The organism is Escherichia sp. MOD1-EC6162 (genome assembly GCF_002965125.1).
In the GTDB taxonomy this organism is placed as follows: Bacteria; Pseudomonadota; Gammaproteobacteria; order Enterobacterales; family Enterobacteriaceae; genus Escherichia; species Escherichia marmotae.
The window spans coordinates 64,643-88,187 of the sequence record NZ_PTSB01000018.1 but is presented as its reverse complement, the minus strand read 5'-3'; the positions used below and the strand labels follow the sequence as shown (position 1 = coordinate 88,187).

General features: G+C 49.7%; 27 protein-coding genes, 1 tRNA gene and 1 pseudogene. 23 read left to right on the top strand and 6 right to left on the bottom strand.

From position 1 onward, the window contains the following. Positions 1-75: 75 nt before the first annotated feature. Positions 76-1,794: pseudogene (locus A9587_RS15805) on the bottom strand (flagellar biosynthesis protein FlhA); the annotation flags it as partial. Between A9587_RS15805 and lafU the strand changes: the two are divergent. The 6 genes from lafU to A9587_RS15775 all read left to right on the top strand — a co-directional run bounded on the left by lafU (position 1,760) and on the right by A9587_RS15775 (position 6,752). Beyond that, complete coding sequence (gene lafU / locus A9587_RS15800) at positions 1,760-2,527, top strand: putative lateral flagellar export/assembly protein LafU (protein WP_000207585.1); 768 nt, start codon at positions 1,760-1,762, stop codon at positions 2,525-2,527. The pseudogene A9587_RS15805 and the gene lafU sit on opposite strands and share 35 nt — an antisense overlap. A gap of 135 nt (positions 2,528-2,662) precedes the next feature. After that, positions 2,663-3,718, top strand: coding sequence for a DNA polymerase IV (gene dinB, locus A9587_RS15795; RefSeq protein WP_001226159.1), 1,056 nt, complete (start codon positions 2,663-2,665; stop codon positions 3,716-3,718). Further along, complete coding sequence (locus tag A9587_RS15790) at positions 3,715-4,167, top strand: GNAT family N-acetyltransferase (protein WP_061090638.1); 453 nt, start codon at positions 3,715-3,717, stop codon at positions 4,165-4,167. The genes dinB and A9587_RS15790 overlap by 4 nt, the downstream gene beginning before the upstream one ends. Positions 4,168-4,408: 241 nt before the next feature. After that, the gene (locus A9587_RS15785; RefSeq protein WP_024191835.1) at positions 4,409-5,548 is read left to right on the top strand and encodes an RNA ligase RtcB family protein; all 1,140 of its coding nucleotides are present in this window, start codon (positions 4,409-4,411) and stop codon (positions 5,546-5,548) included. Continuing rightward, positions 5,545-6,159, top strand: coding sequence for a peptide chain release factor H (gene prfH, locus A9587_RS15780; protein WP_105263616.1), 615 nt, complete (start codon positions 5,545-5,547; stop codon positions 6,157-6,159). Before A9587_RS15785 ends, prfH begins: the two co-directional genes overlap by 4 nt. 62 nt (positions 6,160-6,221) lie before the next feature. Continuing rightward, the gene (locus A9587_RS15775; protein WP_105263617.1) at positions 6,222-6,752 is read left to right on the top strand and encodes a metal-dependent hydrolase; all 531 of its coding nucleotides are present in this window, start codon (positions 6,222-6,224) and stop codon (positions 6,750-6,752) included. Positions 6,753-6,754: 2 nt separating this feature from the next. On the opposite strand, the gene A9587_RS15770 is transcribed toward A9587_RS15775, so the two are convergent. Beyond that, positions 6,755-6,997, bottom strand: a complete 243-nt coding sequence (locus A9587_RS15770) for a hypothetical protein (RefSeq protein ID WP_038355489.1) — start codon at positions 6,995-6,997, stop codon at positions 6,755-6,757. Positions 6,998-7,055: 58 nt separating this feature from the next. Beyond that, the gene (gene pepD, locus A9587_RS15765; protein ID WP_001515786.1) at positions 7,056-8,513 is read right to left on the bottom strand and encodes a cytosol nonspecific dipeptidase; all 1,458 of its coding nucleotides are present in this window, start codon (positions 8,511-8,513) and stop codon (positions 7,056-7,058) included. A 260-nt stretch (positions 8,514-8,773) separates the two neighbouring features. On the opposite strand from pepD, the gene gpt reads away from it, so the two are divergent. From gpt to crl, 3 genes are all read left to right on the top strand, one after another. Continuing rightward, on the top strand, positions 8,774-9,232 hold the full coding sequence (gene gpt / locus A9587_RS15760; protein ID WP_001291991.1) for a xanthine phosphoribosyltransferase: 459 nt from the start codon (positions 8,774-8,776) through the stop codon (positions 9,230-9,232). 92 nt (positions 9,233-9,324) lie between these two features. Beyond that, positions 9,325-10,569, top strand: a complete 1,245-nt coding sequence (frsA, locus tag A9587_RS15755) for an esterase FrsA (protein WP_001515787.1) — start codon at positions 9,325-9,327, stop codon at positions 10,567-10,569. 57 nt (positions 10,570-10,626) lie between these two features. Beyond that, positions 10,627-11,028: a sigma factor-binding protein Crl gene (crl, locus tag A9587_RS15750; protein ID WP_000174683.1), complete on the top strand. Its 402-nt coding sequence runs from the start codon at positions 10,627-10,629 to the stop codon at positions 11,026-11,028. Between the two features lie 38 nt (positions 11,029-11,066). Here crl and phoE read toward each other — a convergent pair whose 3' ends face one another. Next, positions 11,067-12,122, bottom strand: coding sequence for a phosphoporin PhoE (gene phoE, locus A9587_RS15745; protein WP_001515788.1), 1,056 nt, complete (start codon positions 12,120-12,122; stop codon positions 11,067-11,069). 287 nt (positions 12,123-12,409) lie between these two features. Between phoE and proB the strand changes: the two genes are divergently transcribed. The 7 genes from proB to A9587_RS15710 all read left to right on the top strand — a co-directional run bounded on the left by proB (position 12,410) and on the right by A9587_RS15710 (position 18,579). Continuing rightward, positions 12,410-13,513, top strand: a complete 1,104-nt coding sequence (proB, locus tag A9587_RS15740) for a glutamate 5-kinase (RefSeq protein ID WP_001285282.1) — start codon at positions 12,410-12,412, stop codon at positions 13,511-13,513. A gap of 11 nt (positions 13,514-13,524) precedes the next feature. Further along, positions 13,525-14,778, top strand: coding sequence for a glutamate-5-semialdehyde dehydrogenase (proA, locus tag A9587_RS15735; RefSeq protein WP_000893291.1), 1,254 nt, complete (start codon positions 13,525-13,527; stop codon positions 14,776-14,778). Positions 14,779-14,893: 115 nt separating this feature from the next. After that, a tRNA-Thr gene (locus A9587_RS15730) sits at positions 14,894-14,969 on the top strand. A 166-nt stretch (positions 14,970-15,135) separates the two neighbouring features. Then, positions 15,136-16,350 carry a tyrosine-type recombinase/integrase gene (locus A9587_RS15725; protein WP_000772649.1) on the top strand — a complete coding sequence of 405 codons (1,215 nt, stop codon included), beginning with the start codon at positions 15,136-15,138 and terminating at the stop codon, positions 16,348-16,350. A gap of 128 nt (positions 16,351-16,478) precedes the next feature. Continuing rightward, complete coding sequence (locus A9587_RS15720; RefSeq protein ID WP_000565285.1) at positions 16,479-17,276, top strand: hypothetical protein; 798 nt, start codon at positions 16,479-16,481, stop codon at positions 17,274-17,276. A 227-nt stretch (positions 17,277-17,503) separates the two neighbouring features. Beyond that, a complete protein-coding gene (locus tag A9587_RS15715) occupies positions 17,504-17,701 on the top strand; it encodes a helix-turn-helix transcriptional regulator (protein WP_000072422.1) in 198 nt (65 codons plus the stop codon). A gap of 77 nt (positions 17,702-17,778) precedes the next feature. Beyond that, the gene (locus tag A9587_RS15710) at positions 17,779-18,579 is read left to right on the top strand and encodes an antA/AntB antirepressor family protein (RefSeq protein WP_001515791.1); all 801 of its coding nucleotides are present in this window, start codon (positions 17,779-17,781) and stop codon (positions 18,577-18,579) included. Positions 18,580-18,993: 414 nt separating this feature from the next. On the opposite strand, the gene A9587_RS25550 is transcribed toward A9587_RS15710, so the two are convergent. Together A9587_RS25550 and A9587_RS25545 are read right to left on the bottom strand one after the other, a co-directional pair. Then, the gene (locus tag A9587_RS25550; RefSeq protein WP_024193730.1) at positions 18,994-19,194 is read right to left on the bottom strand and encodes a hypothetical protein; all 201 of its coding nucleotides are present in this window, start codon (positions 19,192-19,194) and stop codon (positions 18,994-18,996) included. A 57-nt stretch (positions 19,195-19,251) separates the two neighbouring features. Continuing rightward, on the bottom strand, positions 19,252-19,557 hold the full coding sequence (locus tag A9587_RS25545) for a YlcI/YnfO family protein (RefSeq protein WP_001526649.1): 306 nt from the start codon (positions 19,555-19,557) through the stop codon (positions 19,252-19,254). On the opposite strand from A9587_RS25545, the gene A9587_RS25695 reads away from it, so the two are divergent. The 7 genes from A9587_RS25695 to A9587_RS15660 are packed head-to-tail and all read left to right on the top strand — an operon-like array spanning position 19,442 to position 23,201. Beyond that, positions 19,442-20,110 (top strand): host cell division inhibitor Icd-like protein, encoded by a 669-nt coding sequence (locus tag A9587_RS25695; RefSeq protein WP_407582438.1) that lies wholly within the window; start codon positions 19,442-19,444, stop codon positions 20,108-20,110. The genes A9587_RS25545 and A9587_RS25695 overlap by 116 nt on opposite strands. Further along, on the top strand, positions 20,103-20,327 hold the full coding sequence (locus A9587_RS15685; RefSeq protein WP_000335966.1) for a hypothetical protein: 225 nt from the start codon (positions 20,103-20,105) through the stop codon (positions 20,325-20,327). The genes A9587_RS25695 and A9587_RS15685 overlap by 8 nt, the downstream gene beginning before the upstream one ends. Then, positions 20,320-20,685, top strand: coding sequence for a hypothetical protein (locus A9587_RS15680; protein ID WP_001526651.1), 366 nt, complete (start codon positions 20,320-20,322; stop codon positions 20,683-20,685). The genes A9587_RS15685 and A9587_RS15680 overlap by 8 nt, the downstream gene beginning before the upstream one ends. Further along, positions 20,678-20,911 carry a hypothetical protein gene (locus A9587_RS15675; RefSeq protein ID WP_016239186.1) on the top strand — a complete coding sequence of 78 codons (234 nt, stop codon included), beginning with the start codon at positions 20,678-20,680 and terminating at the stop codon, positions 20,909-20,911. The genes A9587_RS15680 and A9587_RS15675 overlap by 8 nt, the downstream gene beginning before the upstream one ends. After that, positions 20,904-21,104: a hypothetical protein gene (locus tag A9587_RS15670; protein WP_001526653.1), complete on the top strand. Its 201-nt coding sequence runs from the start codon at positions 20,904-20,906 to the stop codon at positions 21,102-21,104. The genes A9587_RS15675 and A9587_RS15670 overlap by 8 nt, the downstream gene beginning before the upstream one ends. Positions 21,105-21,108: 4 nt before the next feature. Further along, positions 21,109-21,399: a DUF4222 domain-containing protein gene (locus tag A9587_RS15665; protein ID WP_001526654.1), complete on the top strand. Its 291-nt coding sequence runs from the start codon at positions 21,109-21,111 to the stop codon at positions 21,397-21,399. After that, positions 21,396-23,201 (top strand): DNA primase family protein, encoded by a 1,806-nt coding sequence (locus tag A9587_RS15660; RefSeq protein WP_001526656.1) that lies wholly within the window; start codon positions 21,396-21,398, stop codon positions 23,199-23,201. Before A9587_RS15665 ends, A9587_RS15660 begins: the two co-directional genes overlap by 4 nt. The last annotated feature ends 344 nt before the right edge of the window (positions 23,202-23,545 follow it).

Below are 23,545 nucleotides of genomic sequence, written 5' to 3'. Positions count from 1 at the left end.
CAAATTTGTGCCTTAACGGTAGGCCGGATAAGGCGTTCACGCCGCATCCGGCAATTGTGCACTGGTGCCGGATGCTTACATCAACGCCCCCATAATCTTCAACTCCAGCTCATCCGGCACTTCGTTATACGACAGCACATGCAGCCCCGGCGCAAACAACCTTGCGTAGCGCGCCAGCAAAGGGCGTAACTGCGGCGGCACCAGCAGCACCGGATCTTTCCCCGCCGCTTTCATCTGCTCCTTCACCTGCGGCATCGTGCTCTGGAACTGGTTGAGCATATTCGGGTCCACCGGCACGCTGTCGAGCATCACTTTCCCGCCCTGTTGCGCCTGATTCACCACGTTGGTCAGCAGATTTTCCAGCTCATTATTCAGCGTATACACCGTCAGCTCCTGCTTGCGAACGAACGGATGGGTAATACTGCGCCGCAGCGCCAGGCGCACATCGGCCGCCAGCAGAATATGATCCTTGGTCACCGTGCTACTGGCGACCAGCACGGTGGCGATGGTGACGATATCGCGCAGGGAAACGCCTTCGGTCAACAGAGCCCGGTACACCTTCAGCAACTGGCTGTAGTTCAGCTCCGCGCTCAAATCTTCCGCCAGTCGCGGAGCCATCGACGACAGGCGGTTATGCAACTGCGTGATGTCATCATAGTTAAACAAATCAGGAATATAGCTGCGCACAATCTTGTTCACATGGGTGGCAATCACGCTGGCGCTGTCGATCACCTGATACCCCATATTCAGCGCCTTCGCTTTCTGCGCAGGCTGTATCCAGGTCACCGGCATCCCATACGCCGGGTCGTTACCCAGAACGCCATCAATCTCGCCGTAGGTTTCGCTGGAGGGCAGGGCCATCAGTTTATCCGCCGGAATATCCGCTTCATCAGCCTTAATGCCGTTGATGAAAATGGCGTACTGACTGGGCTTGAGGCGGAAATTTTCCCGAATGCGGATCTCCGGCAACAATACGCCGTTGCCGTCGGAAATCACCTGCCGCACGCCGCGAATCCGCTGGGTGAGTGGGTTGCCCTGTGCTTTATCGACCAGTGCCACCAGCTTGTAGCCGAGGCTTAAACTGATGGGCTCGATCAGCGGAATGGTCTCCCAACTGACCTGTTGATCGCTGGTTTCGGTGATGGTGCGGGTCAGCGTTTCGAGGCTTTTCTCTTCCGCCTCCGCCGCCTGCGGTTGCTTGCTCATCCGCCAGCCGGCAAAGCCAAGCAGAGCGCTGAACATCAGGAACGGGAAGTGCGGCATTCCCGGCACCACTGCCAGCACGAACATAATCCCGGTGGCGGTGTAGAGCACCGACGGGCTTGCCAGGAGCTGGTTACGCACGTCATGGGCGATATCGCCGTTATCGCTGACGCGGGTGACGATAATCGCCGCCGCCGTGGAGAGCAGCAGGGAAGGGATCTGCGCCACCAGCCCGTCACCGATGGTCATCAGCACATACTGCTGGAAAGCGGCATCGGCGCTCAGGTTATATTTGAAAATCCCGATACAGACACCGCCGATCAGGTTGATCGCCAGAATCATCATCCCGGCGATGGCATCGCCACGCACAAACTTCGACGCCCCGTCCATCGCGCCGTAGAAATCGGCCTCGCTGGCAACATCCTTACGCCGGGTTTGCGCCTGCGCCTGGTTGATCAATCCGGCGTTAAGATCGGCGTCAATCGCCATCTGCTTGCCGGGCATCGCGTCCAGGGTAAAGCGGGCAGAAACCTCGGAAATACGCTCGGCTCCTTTGGTGACGACGATAAAGTTGATTGTCAACAGCGTCAGTAAATCTGAGCGGGAAAGCATTATCGCCGCGCTGCACGGGCAGTCGATTTTCAACGGCGGTGGATTGTCGCCGTTAAATAAAATTAGCCCGACCCACCCGCCGAAACCCGCTACCGTGGCGGTGCCGGAAGAGACGGAGAAAAAAGTGCGCGATGTGAACGAGAAAACGGCGCTGCTTAAGAAGAAATCCGCCACCGAGCTTGGCGAACTGGCGACCGATATCAACATCATCGCCCGCGATGCGCATATGGAAGCGAATCTGGAGATGGAAATTGTCCCGCAGGGATTGCGCGTGCTGATTAAAGACGACCAGAACCGCAATATGTTTGAACGCGGCAGCGCGAAGATTATGCCGTTCTTTAAAACCCTGCTGGTGGAGCTCGCGCCGGTGTTCGACTCGCTCGATAACAAAATTATTATTACCGGGCATACCGATGCGATGGCCTATAAAAACAATATCTACAACAACTGGAACCTTTCGGGCGACCGCGCGCTTTCTGCTCGTCGCGTGCTGGAAGAAGCCGGAATGCCAGAAGATAAAGTGATGCAGGTGAGTGCGATGGCTGACCAGATGTTGCTGGATACCAAAAATCCGCAAAGCGCGGGTAACCGACGTATTGAGATTATGGTGCTGACCAAAAGCGCGTCCGATACGCTGTATCAATATTTTGGCCAGCATGGCGACAAAGTGGTGCAGCCGTTGGTACAAAAGCTGGATAAACAGCACGGGTAGCAAAAACTACCTCTTGTAGTCTGGACAAGACGTGCCAGCGTCGCATCCGGCGATAAGGGGGCAGATTGCTGAATCTTTACGCATTTCTCAAACCCTGAAAACACTGTATACTTTACCAGTGTTGAGAGGTGAGCAATGCGTAAAATCATTCATGTGGATATGGACTGTTTTTTCGCAGCGGTGGAGATGCGCGACAATCCCGCCCTGCGCGATATCCCTATTGCTATTGGCGGCAGCCGCGAACGTCGGGGGGTGATCAGCACCGCTAATTATCCCGCGCGTAAATTTGGTGTACGCAGTGCAATGCCGACCGGTATGGCGCTCAAATTATGCCCACATCTTACGCTGCTTCCGGGGCGCTTTGACGCTTACAAAGAAGCCTCGAATCATATCCGCGAAATCTTCTCGCGCTACACTTCGCGCATTGAACCGCTGTCGCTGGATGAAGCCTATCTTGACGTCACCGACAGCGTACATTGCCACGGTTCTGCGACCCTCATTGCCCAGGAAATCCGCCAGACGATTTTTAACGAGTTGCAACTGACGGCGTCTGCGGGCGTCGCGCCGGTAAAGTTTCTCGCTAAAATCGCTTCTGACATGAATAAACCCAACGGTCAGTTTGTGATTACTCCGGCTGACGTTCCGGCATTTCTGCAAACCCTGCCGCTGGCGAAAATTCCCGGTGTCGGCAAAGTGTCGGCGGCAAAACTGGAAGCGATGGGGCTGCGAACCTGCGGCGATGTGCAAAAGTATGATCTGGTGATGTTGCTCAAACGTTTTGGCAAATTTGGCCACATTTTATGGGAGCGTAGTCAGGGCATCGATGAGCGCGATGTTAACAGCGAACGTCTGCGCAAATCCGTCGGCGTGGAACGCACGATGGCGGAAGATATTCATCACTGGTCTGAATGTGAAGCGATCATTGAGCGGCTATACCCGGAGCTGGAACGCCGTCTGGCGAAGGTAAAACCAGATTTGCTGATTGCTCGTCAGGGGGTGAAGTTAAAGTTCGACGATTTTCAGCAAACCACTCAGGAACATGTCTGGCCGCGATTGAATAAAGCTGACCTAATCGCCACCGCGCGTAAAACCTGGGATGAACGCCGCAGCGGGCGCGGTGTGCGGCTGGTGGGCTTGCATGTGACGTTGCTGGATCCGCAAATGGAAAGACAACTGGTGTTGGGGTTATGAATAACATATCAATAAGAGACTATCGGCCCGGAGATTTTCAGCACATATGCGCTATTTTCCTTAGAGCGGTTACGATGACGGCTAGCCAACATTATTCTCCGCAGCAAATTGCCGCTTGGGCGCAGATTGATGAAACACGCTGGAAGAAAAAAATCGCGCAATCACAAGTGCGGGTTGCGGTCATTGATGAGCAACCAGTCGGATTTATTACGCTAATTGACCGCTATATCGACTTATTATTTGTTGACCCGAAATACACCCGCCGCGGTGTCGCCAGCGCCTTGTTAAAACCATCGATTAAGTCTGAATCCGAACTTACAGTAAATGCCAGCATAACGGCGAAACCCTTTTTTGAACGTTATGGTTTTCAGGTAGTTAAGCAGCAGAACGTTGAATGCCGGGGAGAGTGGTTGACTAATTTTTATATGCGTTATCAGCAGCCAGATTAATTCCAGCTTGCAATGTAAATATTGCCTGCCTGGTATGTGCGCGTTTTCTTATTCCACAAACTGCAAGGAGGTCAATCATGACAAATTCTTTATCAATGACGCTTTGCAGACCTTTCCAGGATTAATTCTTTTTTTTGCCCTGGATTCGTCTGCCATTTTCTGATTTTTTAATTGTTACTCTTAATAATTTGAGTCGCAGCTCATGCAACTTGAGGTATGATGAGTATAAATGGAATGGTACATGGGCAAATATATTCGTCCTTTATCCGATGCGGTATTTACCATCGCATCCGATGACCTGTGGATCGAGAGTTCAGCGATCCAACAATTACACACCACAGCAAAACTTCCCGATATGCAACGCGTAGTAGGGATGCCAGATTTACACCCCGGACGCGGCTACCCGATTGGCGCAGCCTTCTTCTCCGTTGGGCGTTTTTACCCGGCGCTGGTCGGCAATGATATCGGTTGCGGCATGGCGCTATGGCAAACAGATATCCTTGCCCGCAAATACAATGCCGATAAGTTTGAAAAGCGATTGTCTGCTCTGGATGATGTTGCCGAAGAAAGCTGGCTGGAGGAAAACCTGCCGTCAGCGTTTGCACAGCATCCGTGGCGCAGCTCGCTGGGTTCCATCGGCGGCGGCAATCACTTCGCTGAACTGCAACAGATTGATCAAATCATCAACGCTGAGTTGTTTGCACTGGCTGGTATGGATGCGCGGTATTTGCAACTGCTGGTTCATAGCGGCTCGCGTGGTTTGGGGCAGTCTATTTTACAGCGACATATTGCCTCGTTTTCTCATCATGGCTTGCCAGAAGTCTGTGACGACGCGCTACGTTATATCGCGGAGCATGACGATGCGTTGGCGTTTGCGCGTATGAATCGCCAGATGATTGCTTTGCGCATGATGCAGCAGGTGAAGGCGACGGGAAGTCTGGTTCTGGATGTGGCACATAACTTTATTACCGCGAGTCAAATTGGCGATCAACAAGGCTGGTTACATCGTAAAGGGGCAACGCCAGATGATAGCGGTCTGGTGGTTATCCCCGGCTCACGCGGTGATTTCTCGTGGCTGGTTCAGCCTGTCATTTGTGAAGAAACATTACATTCGCTGGCGCATGGGGCAGGACGCAAATGGGGACGTACCGAGTGTAAAGGGCGTCTGGCGGCGAAATACACCGTGACGCAACTCTCGCGTACTGAACTTGGCAGCCGGGTAATTTGCCGCGATAAACAACTCATCTTCGAAGAAGCGCCGCAGGCCTATAAATCAGCAGAAAGCGTGGTGCAATGCCTGGTACGGGCCGGTTTAGTTAATCCAGTCGCGCGGTTGCGTCCGGTACTGACGCTCAAAAACAGTGGAGGGAAAAAAGGATGATCTTGTTGCAACTCTCCTCTGCCCAGGGGCCAGAAGAATGCTGTCTCGCCGTCAAAAAGGCGCTGGACAGGCTGATTAAAGAAGCTACCCAACAGCGCGTCGCGGTAACGGTGCTGGAAACAGAAACGGGGCGCTACTCTGACACGCTGCGTTCGGCGCTGGTCTCTTTGGATGGCGATAATGCATGGGCATTAAGTGAACGCTGGTGTGGTACGATTCAGTGGATTTGCCCAAGCCCGTATCGACCTCATCATGGACGTAAAAACTGGTTTCTGGGCATTGGGCGTTTTACCGCTGATGAGCAGGAACAATCAGATTCGATCCGTTATGAGACGTTGCGCTCGTCGGGGCCGGGCGGTCAACATGTCAATAAAACCGACTCGGCGGTGCGTGCCACGCATCTGGCAAGTGGGATTTGTGTGAAGGTACAATCGGAACGTAGCCAGCATGCTAACAGACGGCTGGCGCGATTGCTGATTGCCTGGAAGCTGGAACAACAGCAACAGGAAAATAGCGCGGCGCTGAAATCGCAGCGGCGAATGTTCCATCATCAGATTGAACGTGGTAACCCGCGACGGACGTTTACAGGGATGGCTTTTATCGCTGTGTAATTCAGGAACATGTCCCGCCGTTTTCTCCGTGAAAGCAGCGGGTGAAAACGAAAGGAATCATCATGTTTATCGGTCATCTTCCGGCTGGATATTTAATAAATTGTACTTTAGTAAAACGCTTGTCGCTGATTGCTCGTCATGCGCGGAGAGTGATGGTTATTGGCTTAGTCGGAGCAGTTGCACCCGATTTTGATCTCTTCTGGTGCTATCTGATTGATAGCGGGCAACGTCATCATCATCTTTACCCGTCTCATTGGCCATTGCTATGGTTCACACTTTTGGCTGCGACGCTACTCTGGGCTGGCGTCGCGAAGAATAAACTTCCGCCGTGGTTGGGGGTGATATTTTGCCTGAATGGTATTGTGCATTTATTACTTGATACGCTGGTTGGGGATATCTGGTGGCTAATGCCTTTCGTTAATAAACCGTTTGCGCTATTTCATATTACGGCGGTACATCAGCCGTGGTGGCTAAATTTTTTATTACACTGGTCGTTTTTACTGGAGTTGATATTGGTAACGGCGGCTATTGCTGTGTGGTGCAAGCGTAATGTCAAAATGATGATTGTAAAACGCGTGAAAAAATTGTTCTGACGTCAGGCTGCGTAACATATTTCCTTGGGAAATTCTCTCGTGGTTAAATATGTTCTTCTGACTTTGCCCCAGGCTCTGAGCATAAAAAAACTCTGCTTTTCACCTTCAAGCTCTTTCACGGATTTCAGCGCGAAATTTTCTTTGGTGATCAAAAATACCCCCCATGAAATATGGTCGCAGCTATACAAATATGCGACTTTTTCATGGGTTTCATAATGCTTTGTTATTTCAATGTAAATCGCCATACAATTCTGCCCTTCATCCTTGAACAGTCCACGCCCGCAGGCGTGGACGTTATCGTTATTACTTCACAGGAATTTCTTTCAGCAGTTCAGTCAGCAGTGTCCAGTAATGACCAACGCTTTCGATATGAACTTGCTCATCCGGAGAGTGTGGACCAGTGATGGTTGGCCCGATAGAAACCATGTCCATTTCCGGATACGGTTTTTTGAACAGACCACATTCCAGGCCCGCGTGGATAATCTGGATGTTCGGCGTCTTGTTGAACAGACGCTGATAGGTTTCCCGTACCAGATGCATCACCGGAGAGTTAGCGTCCGGCTGCCAGCCAGGATATGCGCCTTTCGCTTCGGTCTTCGCGCCTGCCAGTTTACCCAGTGAATCCAGCATGCTCACCACGTAGTCTTTACCGCTGTCGATCAGTGAACGGATCAGACAGTGAATTTCTACGTTGTTGTCGGTCATGGTCACCACACCGACGTTCAGTGAGGTTTCAACCACGCCTTTTGCCACGTCGGAGTTACGAATAACGCCGTTCGGGGTGGCGTTCAACAGGCGAATAAAGGTATCGCGAGATTTAGCAATTAGTGCAGCTTTATCGTTCGCTACAGAGTCCAGCAACAATGCCAGGTTTTTCTCTTTCTCTGCCAGCTCGTTTTTCAGGATATCCTGATAGGTATTCACCAGAGATTTCAGTGCATCGACTTTATCGGTTGCAACAGCGATGGTCGCAAAGGCTTCACGCGGAATGGCGTTACGCAGTGTGCCACCGTTGAAATCGATAAGGCGCAGATCCAGCTCTTCTGCATGACCTGCCAGGAAGCGTACCAACAGTTTGTTGGCATTACCCAGGCCAACGTGGATTTCACCGCCGGAGTGGCCGCCTTTCAGACCTTTTAAGGTTAACTTAAAGGTTTCAAAGCCAGCCGGAACCGCTTCACGATCCAAATGCAGGTTAGAGGTGAAGTCGATACCACCCGCACAACCCATATAGATTTCACCTTCTTCTTCAGAGTCGGTGTTAATCAGAATGTCAGCCTGTAACCAGTTGCTCTGTAAGCCGAACGCGCCATCCATACCGGCTTCTTCGGTCATGGTCAGCAGCACTTCCAGCGGACCATGAACCACGTTGTCATCGGCAAGAACCGCCAGCGCAGAGGCCATACCAATACCGTTATCCGCGCCCAGCGTTGTGCCGCGTGCTTTAACCCATTCGCCATCAATATAAGGCTGGATAGGATCTTTAGTGAAGTCGTGCACGGTGTCGTTGTTTTTCTGTGGCACCATATCGAGGTGAGCCTGCAGGACGACCGGTTTACGGTTTTCCATACCTGCAGTGGCAGGTTTACGAATCAGGATATTCCCCACCTGATCGCGTTCGACATGGAAACCTTTCTCTTTTGCCCAACCTACAATGTATTCAGCAAGCTGCTCTTCGTGGTAGGACGGGTGAGGAATAGAACAGATTTTGGCAAAAATATCCCACAGCGGCTGTGGAGATAATTGAGACAGTTCAGACACGTTAAGTCTCCTTGTCGATCACCCGCAAAACAGTATTGCAGGTCACAGGGTTAGCAGAAAATGTTGTCAGCACAAGTCAGGCTTGCGAGATATGTTTGAGAATACCACTTTATCCAGCGACAGGTAGTAGCAGTGCGCAAAAAGACGCGGACTTATGTGAAATACTGGTTTTTAGTGCGTCAGATCTCTATAATCTCGCGCAACCTATTTTCCCCTCGAACACTTTTTAAGCCGTAGATAAACAGGCTGGGACACTTCACATGAGCGAAAAATACATCGTCACCTGGGACATGTTGCAGATTCATGCACGTAAACTGGCAAGCCGCCTGATGCCTTCAGAACAATGGAAAGGCATTATTGCCGTTAGCCGTGGCGGTCTGGTGCCCGGAGCCTTACTGGCGCGTGAACTGGGTATTCGTCATGTCGATACCGTATGTATTTCCAGCTACGATCACGACAACCAGCGTGAACTGAAAGTACTGAAACGCGCAGAAGGCGATGGTGAAGGCTTCATCGTCATTGATGACCTGGTAGATACCGGCGGTACTGCGGTGGCAATCCGTGAAATGTATCCAAAAGCGCACTTTGTCACCATCTTCGCTAAACCGGCTGGTCGTCCGCTGGTTGATGATTATGTTGTTGATATCCCGCAAAATACCTGGATTGAGCAGCCGTGGGATATGGGCGTGGTGTTCGTTCCGCCTATCTCTGGTCGCTAATCTTTTCAACGCCTGGCTTTGCCGGGCGTTGTTCTTTTTGACGTCAGGCAGGTTACAATAGCTTCCAGTAAGTATTCCTGGAGGCTGCATCCATGACACAGGCTAACCTGAGCGAAACCCTGTTCAAACCCCGCTTTAAACACCCTGAAACCTCGACGCTAGTCCGCCGTTTTAACCGCGGTGCGCAACCGTCGGTGCAGTCGGCCCTCGATGGCAAAAATATTCCTCACTGGTATCGCATGATTAACCGCCTGATGTGGATCTGGCGTGGCGTTGATCCGCGTGAAATCCTCGATGTCCAGGCGCGTATTGTGATGAGCGATGCCGAACGCACCGACAATGATTTATACGATACGGTGATTGGCTACCGCGGTGGCAACTGGATTTATGAGTGGGCCACCCAGGCAATGCTGTGGCAACAGAAAGCCTGTGCGGAAGAAGACCCGCAAGTCAGCGGGCGTCACTGGCTGCACGCTGCTACGTTGTACAATATTGCCGCCTATCCGCACTTGAAGGGCGATGATCTGGCTGAACAGGTACAGGCGTTGTCAAATCGCGCGTATGAAGAAGCGGCGCAACGTCTGCCTGGCACCATGCGGCAGATGGAGTTTACTGTGCCGGGCGGCGCGCCCATCATTGGCTTTTTGCATATGCCAAAAGGCGATGGCCCATTCCCGACAGTATTAATGTGTGGTGGTTTGGATGCGATGCAAACAGACTATTACTCCCTTTATGAGCGCTATTTTGCACCGCGCGGCATTGCGATGCTGACTATTGATATGCCTTCGGTCGGTTTTTCCTCAAAATGGAAACTCACCCAGGATTCCAGCTTGCTGCACCAACATGTTTTAAAGGCGTTGCCAAACGTGCCGTGGGTGGATCACACACGCGTCGCAGCCTTTGGTTTCCGTTTTGGTGCTAACGTTGCCGTGCGCCTCGCATACCTTGAATCGCCGCGTCTGAAAGCCGTTGCCTGTCTTGGGCCGGTGGTTCACACCTTGTTGAGTGATTTTAAGTGCCAGCAACAGGTGCCGGAAATGTATCTTGACGTACTGGCCAGCCGTTTGGGGATGCATGATGCTTCCGACGAAGCGTTGCGCGTGGAGCTGAATCGCTATTCATTAAAAGTGCAAGGATTGTTGGGACGTCGTTGCCCAACGCCAATGTTATCAGGTTACTGGAAGAACGATCCGTTCAGCCCGGAAGAGGATTCCCGCTTAATCACTTCGTCATCTGCCGACGGTAAATTGTTAGAAATTCCATTTAATCCGGTGTATCGGAATTTTGACAAAGCGCTTCAGGAAATCACCGACTGGATCGAAAAACGATTGTGTTAAAAATTTGCTAAATTTTGTCAATTTGGTAAAACAGTTGCATCACAACAGGAGATCGCAATGACGTTACCGAGTGGACACCCGAAAAGCAGATTGATCAAAAAATTTACCGCACTTGGCCCGTATATTCGTGAAGGTAAGTGCGAAGATAATCGATTCTTTTTCGATTGTCTGGCTGTATGCGTCAACGTGAAACCCGCGCCGGAAGTGCGTGAGTTTTGGGGCTGGTGGATGGAACTGGAAGCGCAGGAGTCCCGTTTTACCTACAGTTATCAGTTCGGTCTGTTTGATAAAGCAGGTGACTGGACGAGTGTTCCGGTAAACGATGCAGAAGTGGTTGAGCGACTGGAGCATACTTTGCGTGAGTTTCATGAAAAGCTGCGTGAACTGCTGACGACGCTGAATTTTAAGCTGGAACCGGCGGATGATTTTCGCGATGAACCGGTGAAGTTAACGGCGTGAGTGAAATGTGCCGGATGCCTCGCATCCGGCAATATTAATTAAAACTGATACGTCATCCCAACCGCGACAATATCATCATTATTGATATTCAACTTATTATCGCTATCCAGTTGGTTGATTTTATAATCAACAAATGCTGACATGTTTTTGTTAAAATAATACGTGGCACCAACATCAATATAATTGACCAGATCCTCATCACCGATGCCTTCAATATCTTTCCCTTTTGATAATACGTAACCCAGGGATGGACGCAGACCAAAGTCGAACTGGTATTGTGCGACTGCTTCAAAGTTTTGCGTCTTATTGGCAAAGCCGCCAGAAATTGGCGTCATGTTACGCGTTTCAGAATAGAAGGTTGCCAGGTAAATATTATTAGCATCGTATTTAAGACCCGTAGCCCACGCTTCTGCGCGTTTACCCGTGCCACGGCTTTGCTGATTCTGCTCGTTGGTACGATCAGAGTTGGTATAGGCACCGCTGATAGCGAAATCACTGCCGCCAAAGTCATATGTCAGTGACGTACCGAAGCCATCGCCGTTCTGCTTTTTAACATCGCGGTTTTCGTTTTTTCCTTGATATTGCAAGGTCAGGTTCAGGCCATCAATAACGCCGAAGAAGTCGGTGTTACGATAAGTCGCCAGGCCGCTGGCGCGTTTAGTCATAAAGTTGTCGGTCTGGGCGGAGGAGTCGCCACCGAATTCCGGGAACATATCTGTCCAGGCTTCAACGTCATACAATGCGCCAAGGTTACGACCATAATCGAATGAACCTAAATCTTTATATTTCAATCCGGCAAAGGCGAGACGCGTTTTTTGCTGTGCGGTATCACTCTCCGCTTTATTTCCGGCAAACTCCGCTTCCCAACGACCATAACCGGTCAGTTGATCGTTAATTTGTGTTTCGCCTTTAAAACCAAAACGGATATAACTCTGATCGCCATCTTTACTCTCATTATCACTGATATAATGCATGGCTTTTACTTTGCCATAGACATCCAGTTTATTACCGTCTTTATTATATACTTCTGCAGCTTGTACGGATGCAGATGCCACAATGCCCATCACCACTAATGCCAGAGTGCTCTTTTTCATTTTCATTCCTGATTTTAATTAACGCACAAATATTCAGCGGGAGAGTCCCGTTGAAAACAGGAAAGTTTTTAACCTGAGATTGTTAAAGATATATTACAGATTAATAATATTCTTAAAATGTGGTAATTTATTAAATCTGTAATAAAAGCGTAAACAACGGCTGCTACGCTTGCTGATCCCGCGCAACAAAACGCCATGCTTTGCTCGCAGATGGTTGGCAACCGGCGACAGTCCTGCTAAAACGTTCGTTTGATATCATTTTTCCTAACATTGAATGGCAGAGAATCATGAGTGACAGCCAGACGCTGGTGGTAAAACTCGGCACCAGTGTGCTAACAGGCGGATCGCGCCGCCTGAACCGTGCCCATATTGTTGAACTTGTTCGCCAGTGCGCGCAGCTACATGCCGCCGGGCATCGGATTGTAATTGTGACGTCGGGCGCGATTGCCGCCGGACGTGAGCACCTGGGCTACCCGGAACTGCCAGCGACTATCGCCTCGAAACAACTCCTGGCGGCGGTAGGGCAGAGCCGACTGATTCAATTGTGGGAACAACTGTTTTCAATTTACGGTATTCACGTCGGGCAGATGCTGCTGACGCGTGCAGATATGGAAGATCGTGAACGCTTCCTGAACGCCCGCGATACCCTGCGTGCGTTGCTCGACAACAACATCGTTCCGGTAATTAATGAGAATGATGCTGTCGCTACGGCAGAGATTAAAGTTGGCGACAACGATAATCTCTCGGCGTTAGCGGCAATTCTGGCCGGTGCCGATAAACTGCTGCTGCTGACCGATCAAAAAGGTTTGTATACCGCAGACCCGCGCAGTAATCCTCAGGCGGAACTGATTAAAGATGTTTACGGTATTGATGATGCGCTGCGCGCGATTGCCGGTGACAGCGTTTCAGGCCTTGGAACCGGCGGCATGGGCACCAAGTTGCAGGCGGCTGACGTAGCCTGTCGTGCGGGTATCGATACCATTATTGCCGCGGGTAGCAAGCCAGGCGTCATTGGCGACGTGATGGAAGGTATCCCGGTTGGTACGTTGTTCCATGCCCAGGCTACTCCGCTTGAAAACCGCAAACGCTGGATTTTTGGCGCGCCGCCAGCGGGTGAAATTACTGTAGATGAAGGGGCGACCGCCGCTATTCTTGAACGCGGCAGTTCCCTGTTGCCGAAAGGCATTAAAAGCGTGAGTGGCAACTTCTCCCGCGGTGAAGTCATCCGCATTTGCAACCTCGAAGGTCGCGATATTGCTCACGGCGTTAGCCGCTATAACAGCGATGCATTGCGCCGTATTGCCGGACACCACTCGCAAGAAATTGATGCAATACTGGGATATGAATACGGCCCGGTTGCCGTTCACCGTGATGACATGATTACCCGTTAAGGAGCAGGCCGATGCTGGAACAAATGGGCATTGCAGCGAAGCAAGCCTCGTATAAATTAGCGCAACTCTCCAGCCGCGAAAAAAATCGCGTGCTGGAAAAGATCGCTGATGAGCTGGAAGCACAGAGCGAAAGCATCCTCGATGCTAACGCCCAGGATGTTGCTGACGCGCGTGCCAATGGCCTTAGCGAAGCGATGCTTGACCGTCTGGCGTTAACGCCCGCGCGCCTGAAAGGCATTGCCGACGATGTGCGGCAGGTGTGTAATCTTGCCGATCCGGTAGGGCAGGTGATTGATGGAGGTGTGCTGGACAGCGGTCTGCGTCTGGAGCGTCGCCGCGTGCCGCTGGGTGTTATAGGTGTAATTTATGAAGCGCGTCCGAACGTGACAGTTGATGTCGCTTCGCTGTGTCTGAAAACCGGTAACGCGGTGATCCTGCGCGGCGGCAAAGAAACCTGTCGCACTAACGCTGCAACGGTAGCGGTGATTCAGGACGCCCTGAAATCCTGCGGTTTACCGGCAGGCGCAGTGCAGGCGATTGATAATCCGGATCGCGCACTGGTGAGTGAAATGCTGCGCATGGATAAATACATCGACATGTTGATCCCGCGTGGTGGTGCTGGTTTGCATAAGCTGTGCCGCGAGCAGTCGACAATTCCGGTGATCACTGGCGGCATTGGCGTCTGCCATATTTACGTTGATGAAAGTGCTGACATTTCTGCAGCCCTGAAAGTGATCGTCAACGCGAAAACCCAGCGTCCGAGTACCTGCAATACGGTAGAAACGTTGCTGGTGAATAAAAACATCGCTGATAACTTCCTGCCTGCGTTAAGCAAGCAAATGGCGGAAAGCGGCGTGACGTTACACGCCGATGCTGCGGCACTGGCGCAGTTGCAGGCAGGATCTGCGAAAGTGGTGGCTGTTAAGGCGGAAGAGTATGACGATGAATTCCTGTCGTTAGATTTGAACGTCAAAATCGTCAGCGATCTTGACGACGCCATCGCCCATATTCGTGAACACGGGACGCAACACTCCGATGCGATCCTGACGCGTGATATGCGCAATGCCCAGCGTTTTGTCAATGAAGTGGACTCCTCTGCTGTTTACGTTAACGCGTCTACACGTTTCACCGACGGCGGCCAGTTTGGTCTTGGCGCGGAAGTGGCGGTAAGCACGCAAAAACTCCACGCACGCGGACCAATGGGGCTGGAAGCGCTGACCACCTACAAGTGGATCGGTATTGGTGATTACACCGTTCGTGCGTAAATAAAACCGGGTGATGCAAAAGTAGCCATTTGATTCACAAGGCCATTGACGCATCGCCCGGTTAGTTTTAACCTTGTCCACCGTGATTCACGTTCGTGAACATGTCCTTTTCAGGGCCGATATAGCTCAGTTGGTAGAGCAGCGCATTCGTAATGCGAAGGTCGTAGGTTCGACTCCTATTATCGGCACCATTCTAATGTCTCCCCAAGTCTACTCAAGTATTTAAAAACCTCTTATAATCCGCATGTTAGCGCCCCTTTTAGTCTTTTGACGTCTACTTAAGTACTCCAAAATCTACAGTCAATTGGGGGTACTTTTGGGGGTATTTGCTGTTCGGTTTAGTGGAGGTACCCCCAAGTGAAACTCAATGCCCGTCAAATAGACACTGCCAAGCCAAAAGAGAAGGCTTACAAGCTGGCTGATGGTGGTGGTCTGTATCTCTTGGTAAAACCTAGTGGAGGAAAATATTGGCGCTTCAAGTATCGTGTAGCTGGTAAAGAGAAGCTGTTAGCACTAGGTGTGTATCCTGAAGTTACCTTGGCTGATGCTCGTGCAAAACGTGAAGAAGCTAAAAGGGGTATCGCTGGGGGTATCGATCCGATGGAAGCGAAACGAGAGGAAAAGATTGCCCGGGAAACGCAGTTAAACAACACCTTCAAAGATATTGCCCTTGAGTGGCACAGCAGCAAATTAAAAAAATGGTCTGCTGGTTATGCTTCAGACATCCTCGAAGCCTTCAACAAAGATGTGTTCCCTTACATTGGCAAAAAACCAATCGCCGAAATCAAACCACTTGAACTGCTGAATGTGCTGCGGCGCATTGAGGGGCGCGGTGCTACCGAAAAAGCCAAAAAAGTGAGGCAGCGATGTGGGGAAGTTTTCCGCTATGCAATTGTCACTGGACGTGCTGAGTATAACCCTGCACCGGATCTCACCAGCGCGATGCAAGGTCATGAATCTAATCATTATCCTTTCCTCACAGCCAAAGAATTACCTGATTTTTTCAAGGCATTGTCCAGTTACTCAGGAAGTGCATTGGTTGTTATGGCGGCTCGTTTACTGATTATCACCGGTTTGCGGACTGGCGAACTGCGCGGTGCATTATGGGATGAAATCGATCTCAACAAGGCTATCTGGGAGATACCTGCTTCACGGATGAAAATGCGTCGCCCTCATGTAGTGCCTTTGTCTGAGCAGGCTCTTTCGCTTATTGGGCAGATTAAAGAACTAACTGGCAATTATCCGCTTATGTTTCCCGGCCGTAATGATCCAAGGAAAACAATGAGCGAGGCTAGCATAAACCAAGTATTTAAACGCATCGGCTATAACGGAAAGGTTACTGGTCATGGCTTCCGGCACACTATGAGCACCATTTTGCATGAGCAGGGCTATAACACCGCGTGGATAGAGACACAGCTTGCGCACGTCGATAAAAACTCAATTCGTGGCACATACAACCATGCGCAATATCTGGATGGGCGGCGGGAAATGCTTCAGTGGTACGCTGATTATATGGATTCGCTCGAGCATGGCGGAAATGTGGTGCATGGTGAGTTCGGAAAATGCGGGTGACTGGTTGAGTATACAGTAGTAGACTTTGAGCGACGAAAGAAAAGGCTGTGTCTAGGGTCGCTCCCGAAAATCCGTACACCTCGACGGACTGGTACAGCCACTACAGTAGAGGACGCTGAGGTGTGCGTATGATTGATATTCATGCCGAATTAAACGAATACAAAAAAGATTTTATTTCTTTACGTGAATTTCTTGAGGTCGTGCTTAAGGTCGCTGGTGATGATTATGATGTTTCAGATGTCATAACTTGGATACTCAGGAGAATAAGCGGAGAACATATCCGCCTGTACACAGTAAATGAATTTAAGCTGTTGGAATCTTTTTGTAACCCGTATCGGGATGAATTTGATAATGATGTTCTTTATAGAAATCTGAATGCGGTTCGGAAACGTGGTTGTTTACCTGGTGAGAGGGATGAAAATGGTTTTCTGGTGTCCGGTTATTGGGAAGATCCCGAATTTGAGAACATTGGATTTATAAGGGGTGAAATTTTCGCAATTTTTCCCGATGTCCTTGACGCGTTAACGAAGCTGGAAGGCGCTAACTCTTCTGAAAATGACGAGGCACAAGGACGCGATATTGAAAAGAAAGAGTTGCGTACAGAGGATGATTTATTATCCCAAATCGCAATGCTGGAAAAAGAAAACGCAGAGTTAAGGGCAAGGATAGAGCAGTTAGAGCAAGAGCGCCCGATACACTTATATAAATACTGGGATAAAGACCCATTAGCTAAGGCTATTGAGATTAGAAACAGAGAGTGGGCCAATTACGATCCAGAAAATGATTTTGCCACCAGGGGAAATCAAGAAGCGATAACCAGGGAGCTTAAGCAGTGGGGGGCAAGTAATGCACTTGCAACGCTCATAGAGAGGACTGCCTGCCCTATTAACCGAGACAACAGCCAAAAGAACGCAAAGCCGGATTAACGCACCATACCGCATACCCTGAGGGTGATTTACTGTTACCCTGAGGGTATTTTTTTATCTTCCCCGTCAATTTTACCATCACCCTTAGGGTAGATTTCCTCCCGATTACCATCACCCTTAGGGTAGATTTCCTTCCGGTAACCATTAGGCCTGAGGGTATGAAAATATTCGTTATTTCTGTGCCATGATTACCTCGTCAAATTGAGTAGACGTTATGAGGTAAATATATGTCAAATACGCTTATTCGTTTAACAGAAGTTCAGCGTAGAACTGGATATAGCAAGGCATGGATTTATCGCCTTATGGGGCAAGGTAAATTTCCTGCATCAGTTAAAATTGGCTCGCGAGCTATTGCTTTCGTTGAGAGTGAAATTGACGAGTGGATTAATCAGCGTATTGCGGAATCACGCGGAACAGCTACCTGATTAAATGGCTACGGGGCTATTGCCCCCAGCTATCCACCAGCAAATAAAAGTAACTTAATTCGATAGCAGGAGTTTTTATGAAATTTCCAAAAACGCCCGTACAGGGGCGGGGCTTCGTTCGGCCTGAAAACCAGAATCTGCAAAATTTCGGCGAAATTATCCCGATTATTTCCGGCGTTATTGGCGGGAGTGAAACCACTATTGTTAGCGCCAGAGCGTTACATAAGGCGTTAGGTGTAGGGCGCGTTTTCCGTTCGTGGATCAAGGGGCGCATTGAAGAATACGGGTTCACGGAAGGCGTGGATTATGAGGTTGTTGAATATTTGAGCCGACCCGATCCGGTGAGCGCAAAATCTCGCCAGCAAACCGCTCTTGAGTACATCATCACAGTGAACATGGCGAAAGAACTGGCGATGGTCGAACGTACCGAACAGGGCCGCGCCGTTCGCCAGTACTTTATCAAATGCGAGGAGGAGCTACACAAGGTTGCGCCTGTTCGTTCCGCAGCGTTACGCCGGGAACTGAAAGCCCGTATCACAGTTGCCAGCTACTTTAAGCCAATGTGTGCCGCGCTGGAGGCGTACCGGGCTGAACTGGGTAAAAACACACTCCAGCACCACTACACCACGGAAGCGAACATGCTGGCGCGTATCGTGCTGGGTGGCATGACTGCAAAACAGTGGGCACTGGCGAACGGCATTACAGGCGAACCACGCGACCACATGAGCACGTTGCAGCTTGAGCACCTTTCTTACCTTGAGCAGAGCAATATCACGCTGATTGAGTTAGGCCAGGACTACCACCAGCGGAAGGCTGAATTAATTCGTCTTTCGCAGCGTTGGTTAGCCCGTCGCATGGAGGAAAACAGCCATGTGTAACGCTCTGACCGTTACAAAAAGAGAAAGCGCCCCGTTGCCGGAGCGCCTTTGTGAACGAATAGCCTACTGCGCCATATTGCTTACTGTCTACGAGGCAGATTATAGCGTTGTGGTCGCACAGAGTGAAGGCGCTGATCACCGTTACTACAGCACGCCAGAAATGCAGAATATTTTGCTGCAAAATGTCGTTGGTCACACTGTCCGGAAAGCAAAAAATTTTGCTGGTGGCGCGACTGATGCGATTTTGTCAGGTCGCCAGGTGCTGATCAATCTGATGTCTAATTTCGTTCTGGATAAAACAAAGGCGACCGCAGAGGGCCACCAGTGGGAAAGCTACACACTTGAACACATCGCCAACAATGCCAGATTTGCGGCTGGTGGGCAATGTGATCAGTGTGCTGGCTTGCTGGTGGGCTATTCCTGCTCTTTAACATTGCCATGCCGCGATGTTTTCCAGGTATGCGACCCCATTTTTGTGCGCCTGTACTCTTTAAGGAATTTCTCAAGGATAAACGCACAGGGCGCGAATCTGTCTGACTCATATTCGTACGCTATCTTTCTGCGCTGTCTTTTCCGTGCCGGTGATGGTGTATTGGTCGATTCTTTGTTGGTCATTCTGTGTACCTGTAAAGCAATGCGCCGGAGTTCCTCACACCACGGCGATGATAGTTATTATTCTGATTCTTTGGCCTTGCGGCGCTGGAGTTCTTCACGTGCGACGGTGACGAGCTGCCCGATCTCCTCGACAGCTTTGACTCCGATTTTTTCTACCTGCGCCAGTGCATTGAGCGAAGAAACCAGGGGATTTTCTCCGCTTCCTTCTGCCTGGCGGCGGGCGATCTCACCACGCATGGCGGTTACTATGAATCCGGCGTTGCTTTCGCCGTCCAGTTTTACGGATTCCATGCCTTCAAAAGCATCATGTGGGATACGAATTGAAATCTGTTTTGATTTGTCGTTGATAGTGTTTTTTGCCATGTGCATTCTCCTAAACAAAAGATGTGATTCAGTATACACAAAAAAGAATCACAAAAAATACTTGACCTGTGATTCAGTTAAATTTAATTTAAATCACACCTCAGTAAGAGGATATAAACGACAACGCCCCGAACTGTTTGCGGCAGTAGCGGGGCGTCTAACCAAACCGTTAAATGAGGTAACGATTATGGCTGGGGCACAGCATACCCAAACTCACCCTAAATTTATATACACCTTCCTGGCGGTGCACCGTGATTGCATGGCTGACGGTAAAAACACTGTTCATGTAGCCGCCGATACGCTGGTTGATGCCTGCGAGATGCTCAATGACATGGGCTATATCTCGGCAACATGGAAAGGGCGCGAAGAAAACACGTTGTTTATTCAGAAATGCGAAAACAATTTTATCTGGCGTTTTATCGCCCTGAGTACGGCACAACCGCGCGTGATTCACATCGAGGCCACCAGCGAACAGGAAGCACGCCAGCAATCTCCTGATGGCTGCGTGATGGTATTCGCTGCCCGTATTCGCCAGGAGGTGGAGCATGTGTAATGCAACATGGCCTGATGCAGCGGTAGACGCTATCAAAACGCTGATGGATTCACTTATTGAGATTTCTGCTATCGCTGGTGTGGCGCATAAACACGCAGCCAGAGAATCAGAATGCATCTCCCATTATTTAGCATTTGTGCAGCTGAAAGCCGATCAGGCACTGGATAAGGCCGGAAAAATTATCATGGCTGATGTACAGGAGGTGCACCATGCATAACCTGTCAATTTCTGACCTTAACAGCATTCAGTTTGACGAGATATTTTCCGGGCAGCTACTGGTCAACGTGGAGAATGGACGCGTGGTAAGTAATTATCACCTGCCGGATGGTGCAATTGCCGGAAGCGTTGAAGCATTGCTGGAACTGGCGGAACGTGCGCGACTGATTAAGCCGTCAACGTGCCATCACGATGATGATCTGCATTTTACCGGGTGTATGGTGAGTCACTACGAAAACGGCGTTGAAGTATCCTGCGAACGTCTGCGTGATGATTGCTGTTTCGGCACACTGCCGGAATTTATCGAATTGCTGACCAGTTGCGGTTATCAGGTCATTCAGGGGGGTAAACATGCGTGATGATCGTTTTAATTCCCTGAAACAGGAGTTTGATGGCGCACCGGAAGATACATCGGGCGCATTGTTGAGCATTGCTGACATGATGAAAGCTGCATATTTTCTTATCAATACCAGTGGCTACAAGTCAGAGGGTGAAATGATTCTTAGTATTGCGTCGGACTATGCTGAATATGTGGCAGAGACGCGTTACAGAAGAAAATCTCTGGAGGATGTAAGCCATGCATAATCATGAAGCGCATGTACCCGTAGTGCTTAATGTGCCAGATGATTTCACCGGACGCGTGCTGGTTTACCTTGATAAAGAAAAAGTGAAATCACAATGCCGACTGAAAAGTAATGAGATTGTGGGTTCTCCTGAATTTTTTTCTGAACTCTGTATTCGTGCAGAAATAAAACCGGAACTGCTGACAGGAAAATAAAACCATGAAAAGGAAAAATTCTGGCTTTACTGCCAGCGGTCTCTCTCGGCCTGAAATCAGACACGGAGATATTTACCGCGACACCAGACGTGGGGGACGAGTGGTTATTCGTCACGTTACGCCAGGCAATATCACCTACCGCCGTGAGGCTTACGAATATGACTGCGTAATGCCGCGCCGTCAGTTTGAGCGTGATTTTATTCTGGTGGAAAACAAACAACAGGCAGTGGCGAGACGTGCAGCCACGAATATTAAAAAAATCCGGGCAATGTTGGTTGCGGGAGGTAAGAAGTGAAAAACGCACCGAATTTAAAATATCAGCCGAAGGATAAATTCACCGAGGTAATCATTTTTGCCGGGACGGATGCTTACGCCCATGCTCAACACTGGATTGAAAGCGAAGGACGAAAACACGGCGATAACGTGCCTCCTGTTTACCTGGGGCCAAAGCAACTGGCAGACCTGGCGAATATCCGCATTGTCGACGATGAACGCCGCTTTGCGCGTGTCTATCTCGCGGGGGAGATAGAGCCAATCCAGATCAATGCTATTGCTGAAAAGCTGGCGCTGGCTGGTGTACAGGACGCGAAATTATACAAAGGTATCACCGACCGGGAGCCGGAAAACTGGCGCGACTACCTGCAACGGATCCGCGAACAGGCAGAGAGTGGGGAAGTTTCAGCGATGAAATTAGCCACAAAAAATATTGACCTATCCAGGCCAGCACTAAATCAGATGGGAGCCAGCCAGAGAGGGGAAGTGTTACTTGAATATTATGGAAGAGCACTGGCTATAAATGATGATTCTGATGTAGTTCACCATTACAACGGAATTGTCTGGGTGCCTGTATCTGATAAGGAACTCCAGCGGTCTATGGCGAAGATTTTTATTGATGCTGGAATCAGTTATTCGCAAAACGCCATTAAATTTGCCGTAGACACAATGAAATTGAGCCTGCCTGTTATGGGCGGGGCAGACAGGAATCTTATTGGATTCAGTAACGGGGTATTTGATACCCGGACGGGAAATTTTCGGGAGCATAACAAAAATGACTGGTTGTTAAATGCCAGTGAATTACCGTTCAGCCCACCAGCAGAGGGGGAAACGCTGGCAACACATGCGCCGAATTTCTGGAAGTGGCTGCGTCGTTCGGTGGCAGATAATGATCGTAAAGCTGATCGCGTACTGGCGGCATTATTCATGGTGCTGGCGAACCGGTACGACTGGCAGTTATTCCTTGAGGTAACAGGCCCAGGCGGAAGCGGTAAAAGTGTGATGGCTGAGATTTGTACCATGCTGGCGGGTAAGGCCAACACAGTATCGGCAAGCATGAAGGCTCTGGAAGACGCAAGGGAACGCGCGTTAGTAGTTGGCTTTTCGCTGATTATCATGCCGGATATGACTCGCTACGCTGGCGATGGTGCAGGAATTAAGGCAATTACTGGCGGCGACAAGGTGGCAATTGATCCGAAACATAAAGCCCCCTACTCCACACGTATTCCGGCAGTAGTGCTTGCGGTAAACAATAACGCCATGTCATTCAGTGACCGAAGCGGGGGGATCTCGCGTCGTAGGGTGATATTTAATTTCTCTGAGGTCGTACCGGAGAACGAACGCGATCCCATGCTGGCGGAAAAGATAGAAGGCGAACTGGCGGTAGTGATTCGCCATTTGCTAACACGATTTACCGACCAGGACGAAGCTAAAAGACTACTTTATGAGCAGCAAAAATCAGAAGAAGCGCTGTTGATAAAGCGCGAAGGTGATTCACTGGTGGACTTTTGCGGCTATCTGATGTCGTTGGTTAAATGTGAAGGAATGATGGTGGGCAATGCGGAAATAGTGCCATTTAGCCCGAGGCGATACCTGTATCATGCTTATTTAGCCTATATGTCAGCGCATGGCCTGGGAAAACCAGTATCACTGACACGCTTTGGTACTGATATGCCAGGAGCTATGGCGGAATACGGAAAGGAGTATAAGCGGGCTAAATGCACTAAAGGCCCGGATAAAGGGCGAGTGATAACAAATGTTCTGTTAGATGATGATGCTGATGGCTGGTTGCCAGCAGCTACAGGGATTAACGACAGAACATAATACGAAATTTATAAGCTGAAACGTAAAGGTAGACGGTTGGTAGACAGATTCACTTAACCCTCTACCAACCATCTACCAATTAATATTTTGAATTATAAAGATATTTTCAATGTGGTAGAGAGGTAGACAGTTATTTCTATATTCCTAAACCACGGGGGGTATATAAAAAACAGATAGTTAAGGGGGCATTTTTTAAATTTCTCTTTTAACTGTCTACACTGTCTACCATTTAGTAAAAATCATTAATTATCAATGTATTAATGCGGTAGACCGTTGGTAGACAGTTTGCAGATTGTTTTTTTGTTATGTGTTAATAACATTAAATAAATCAATCAATTATATCG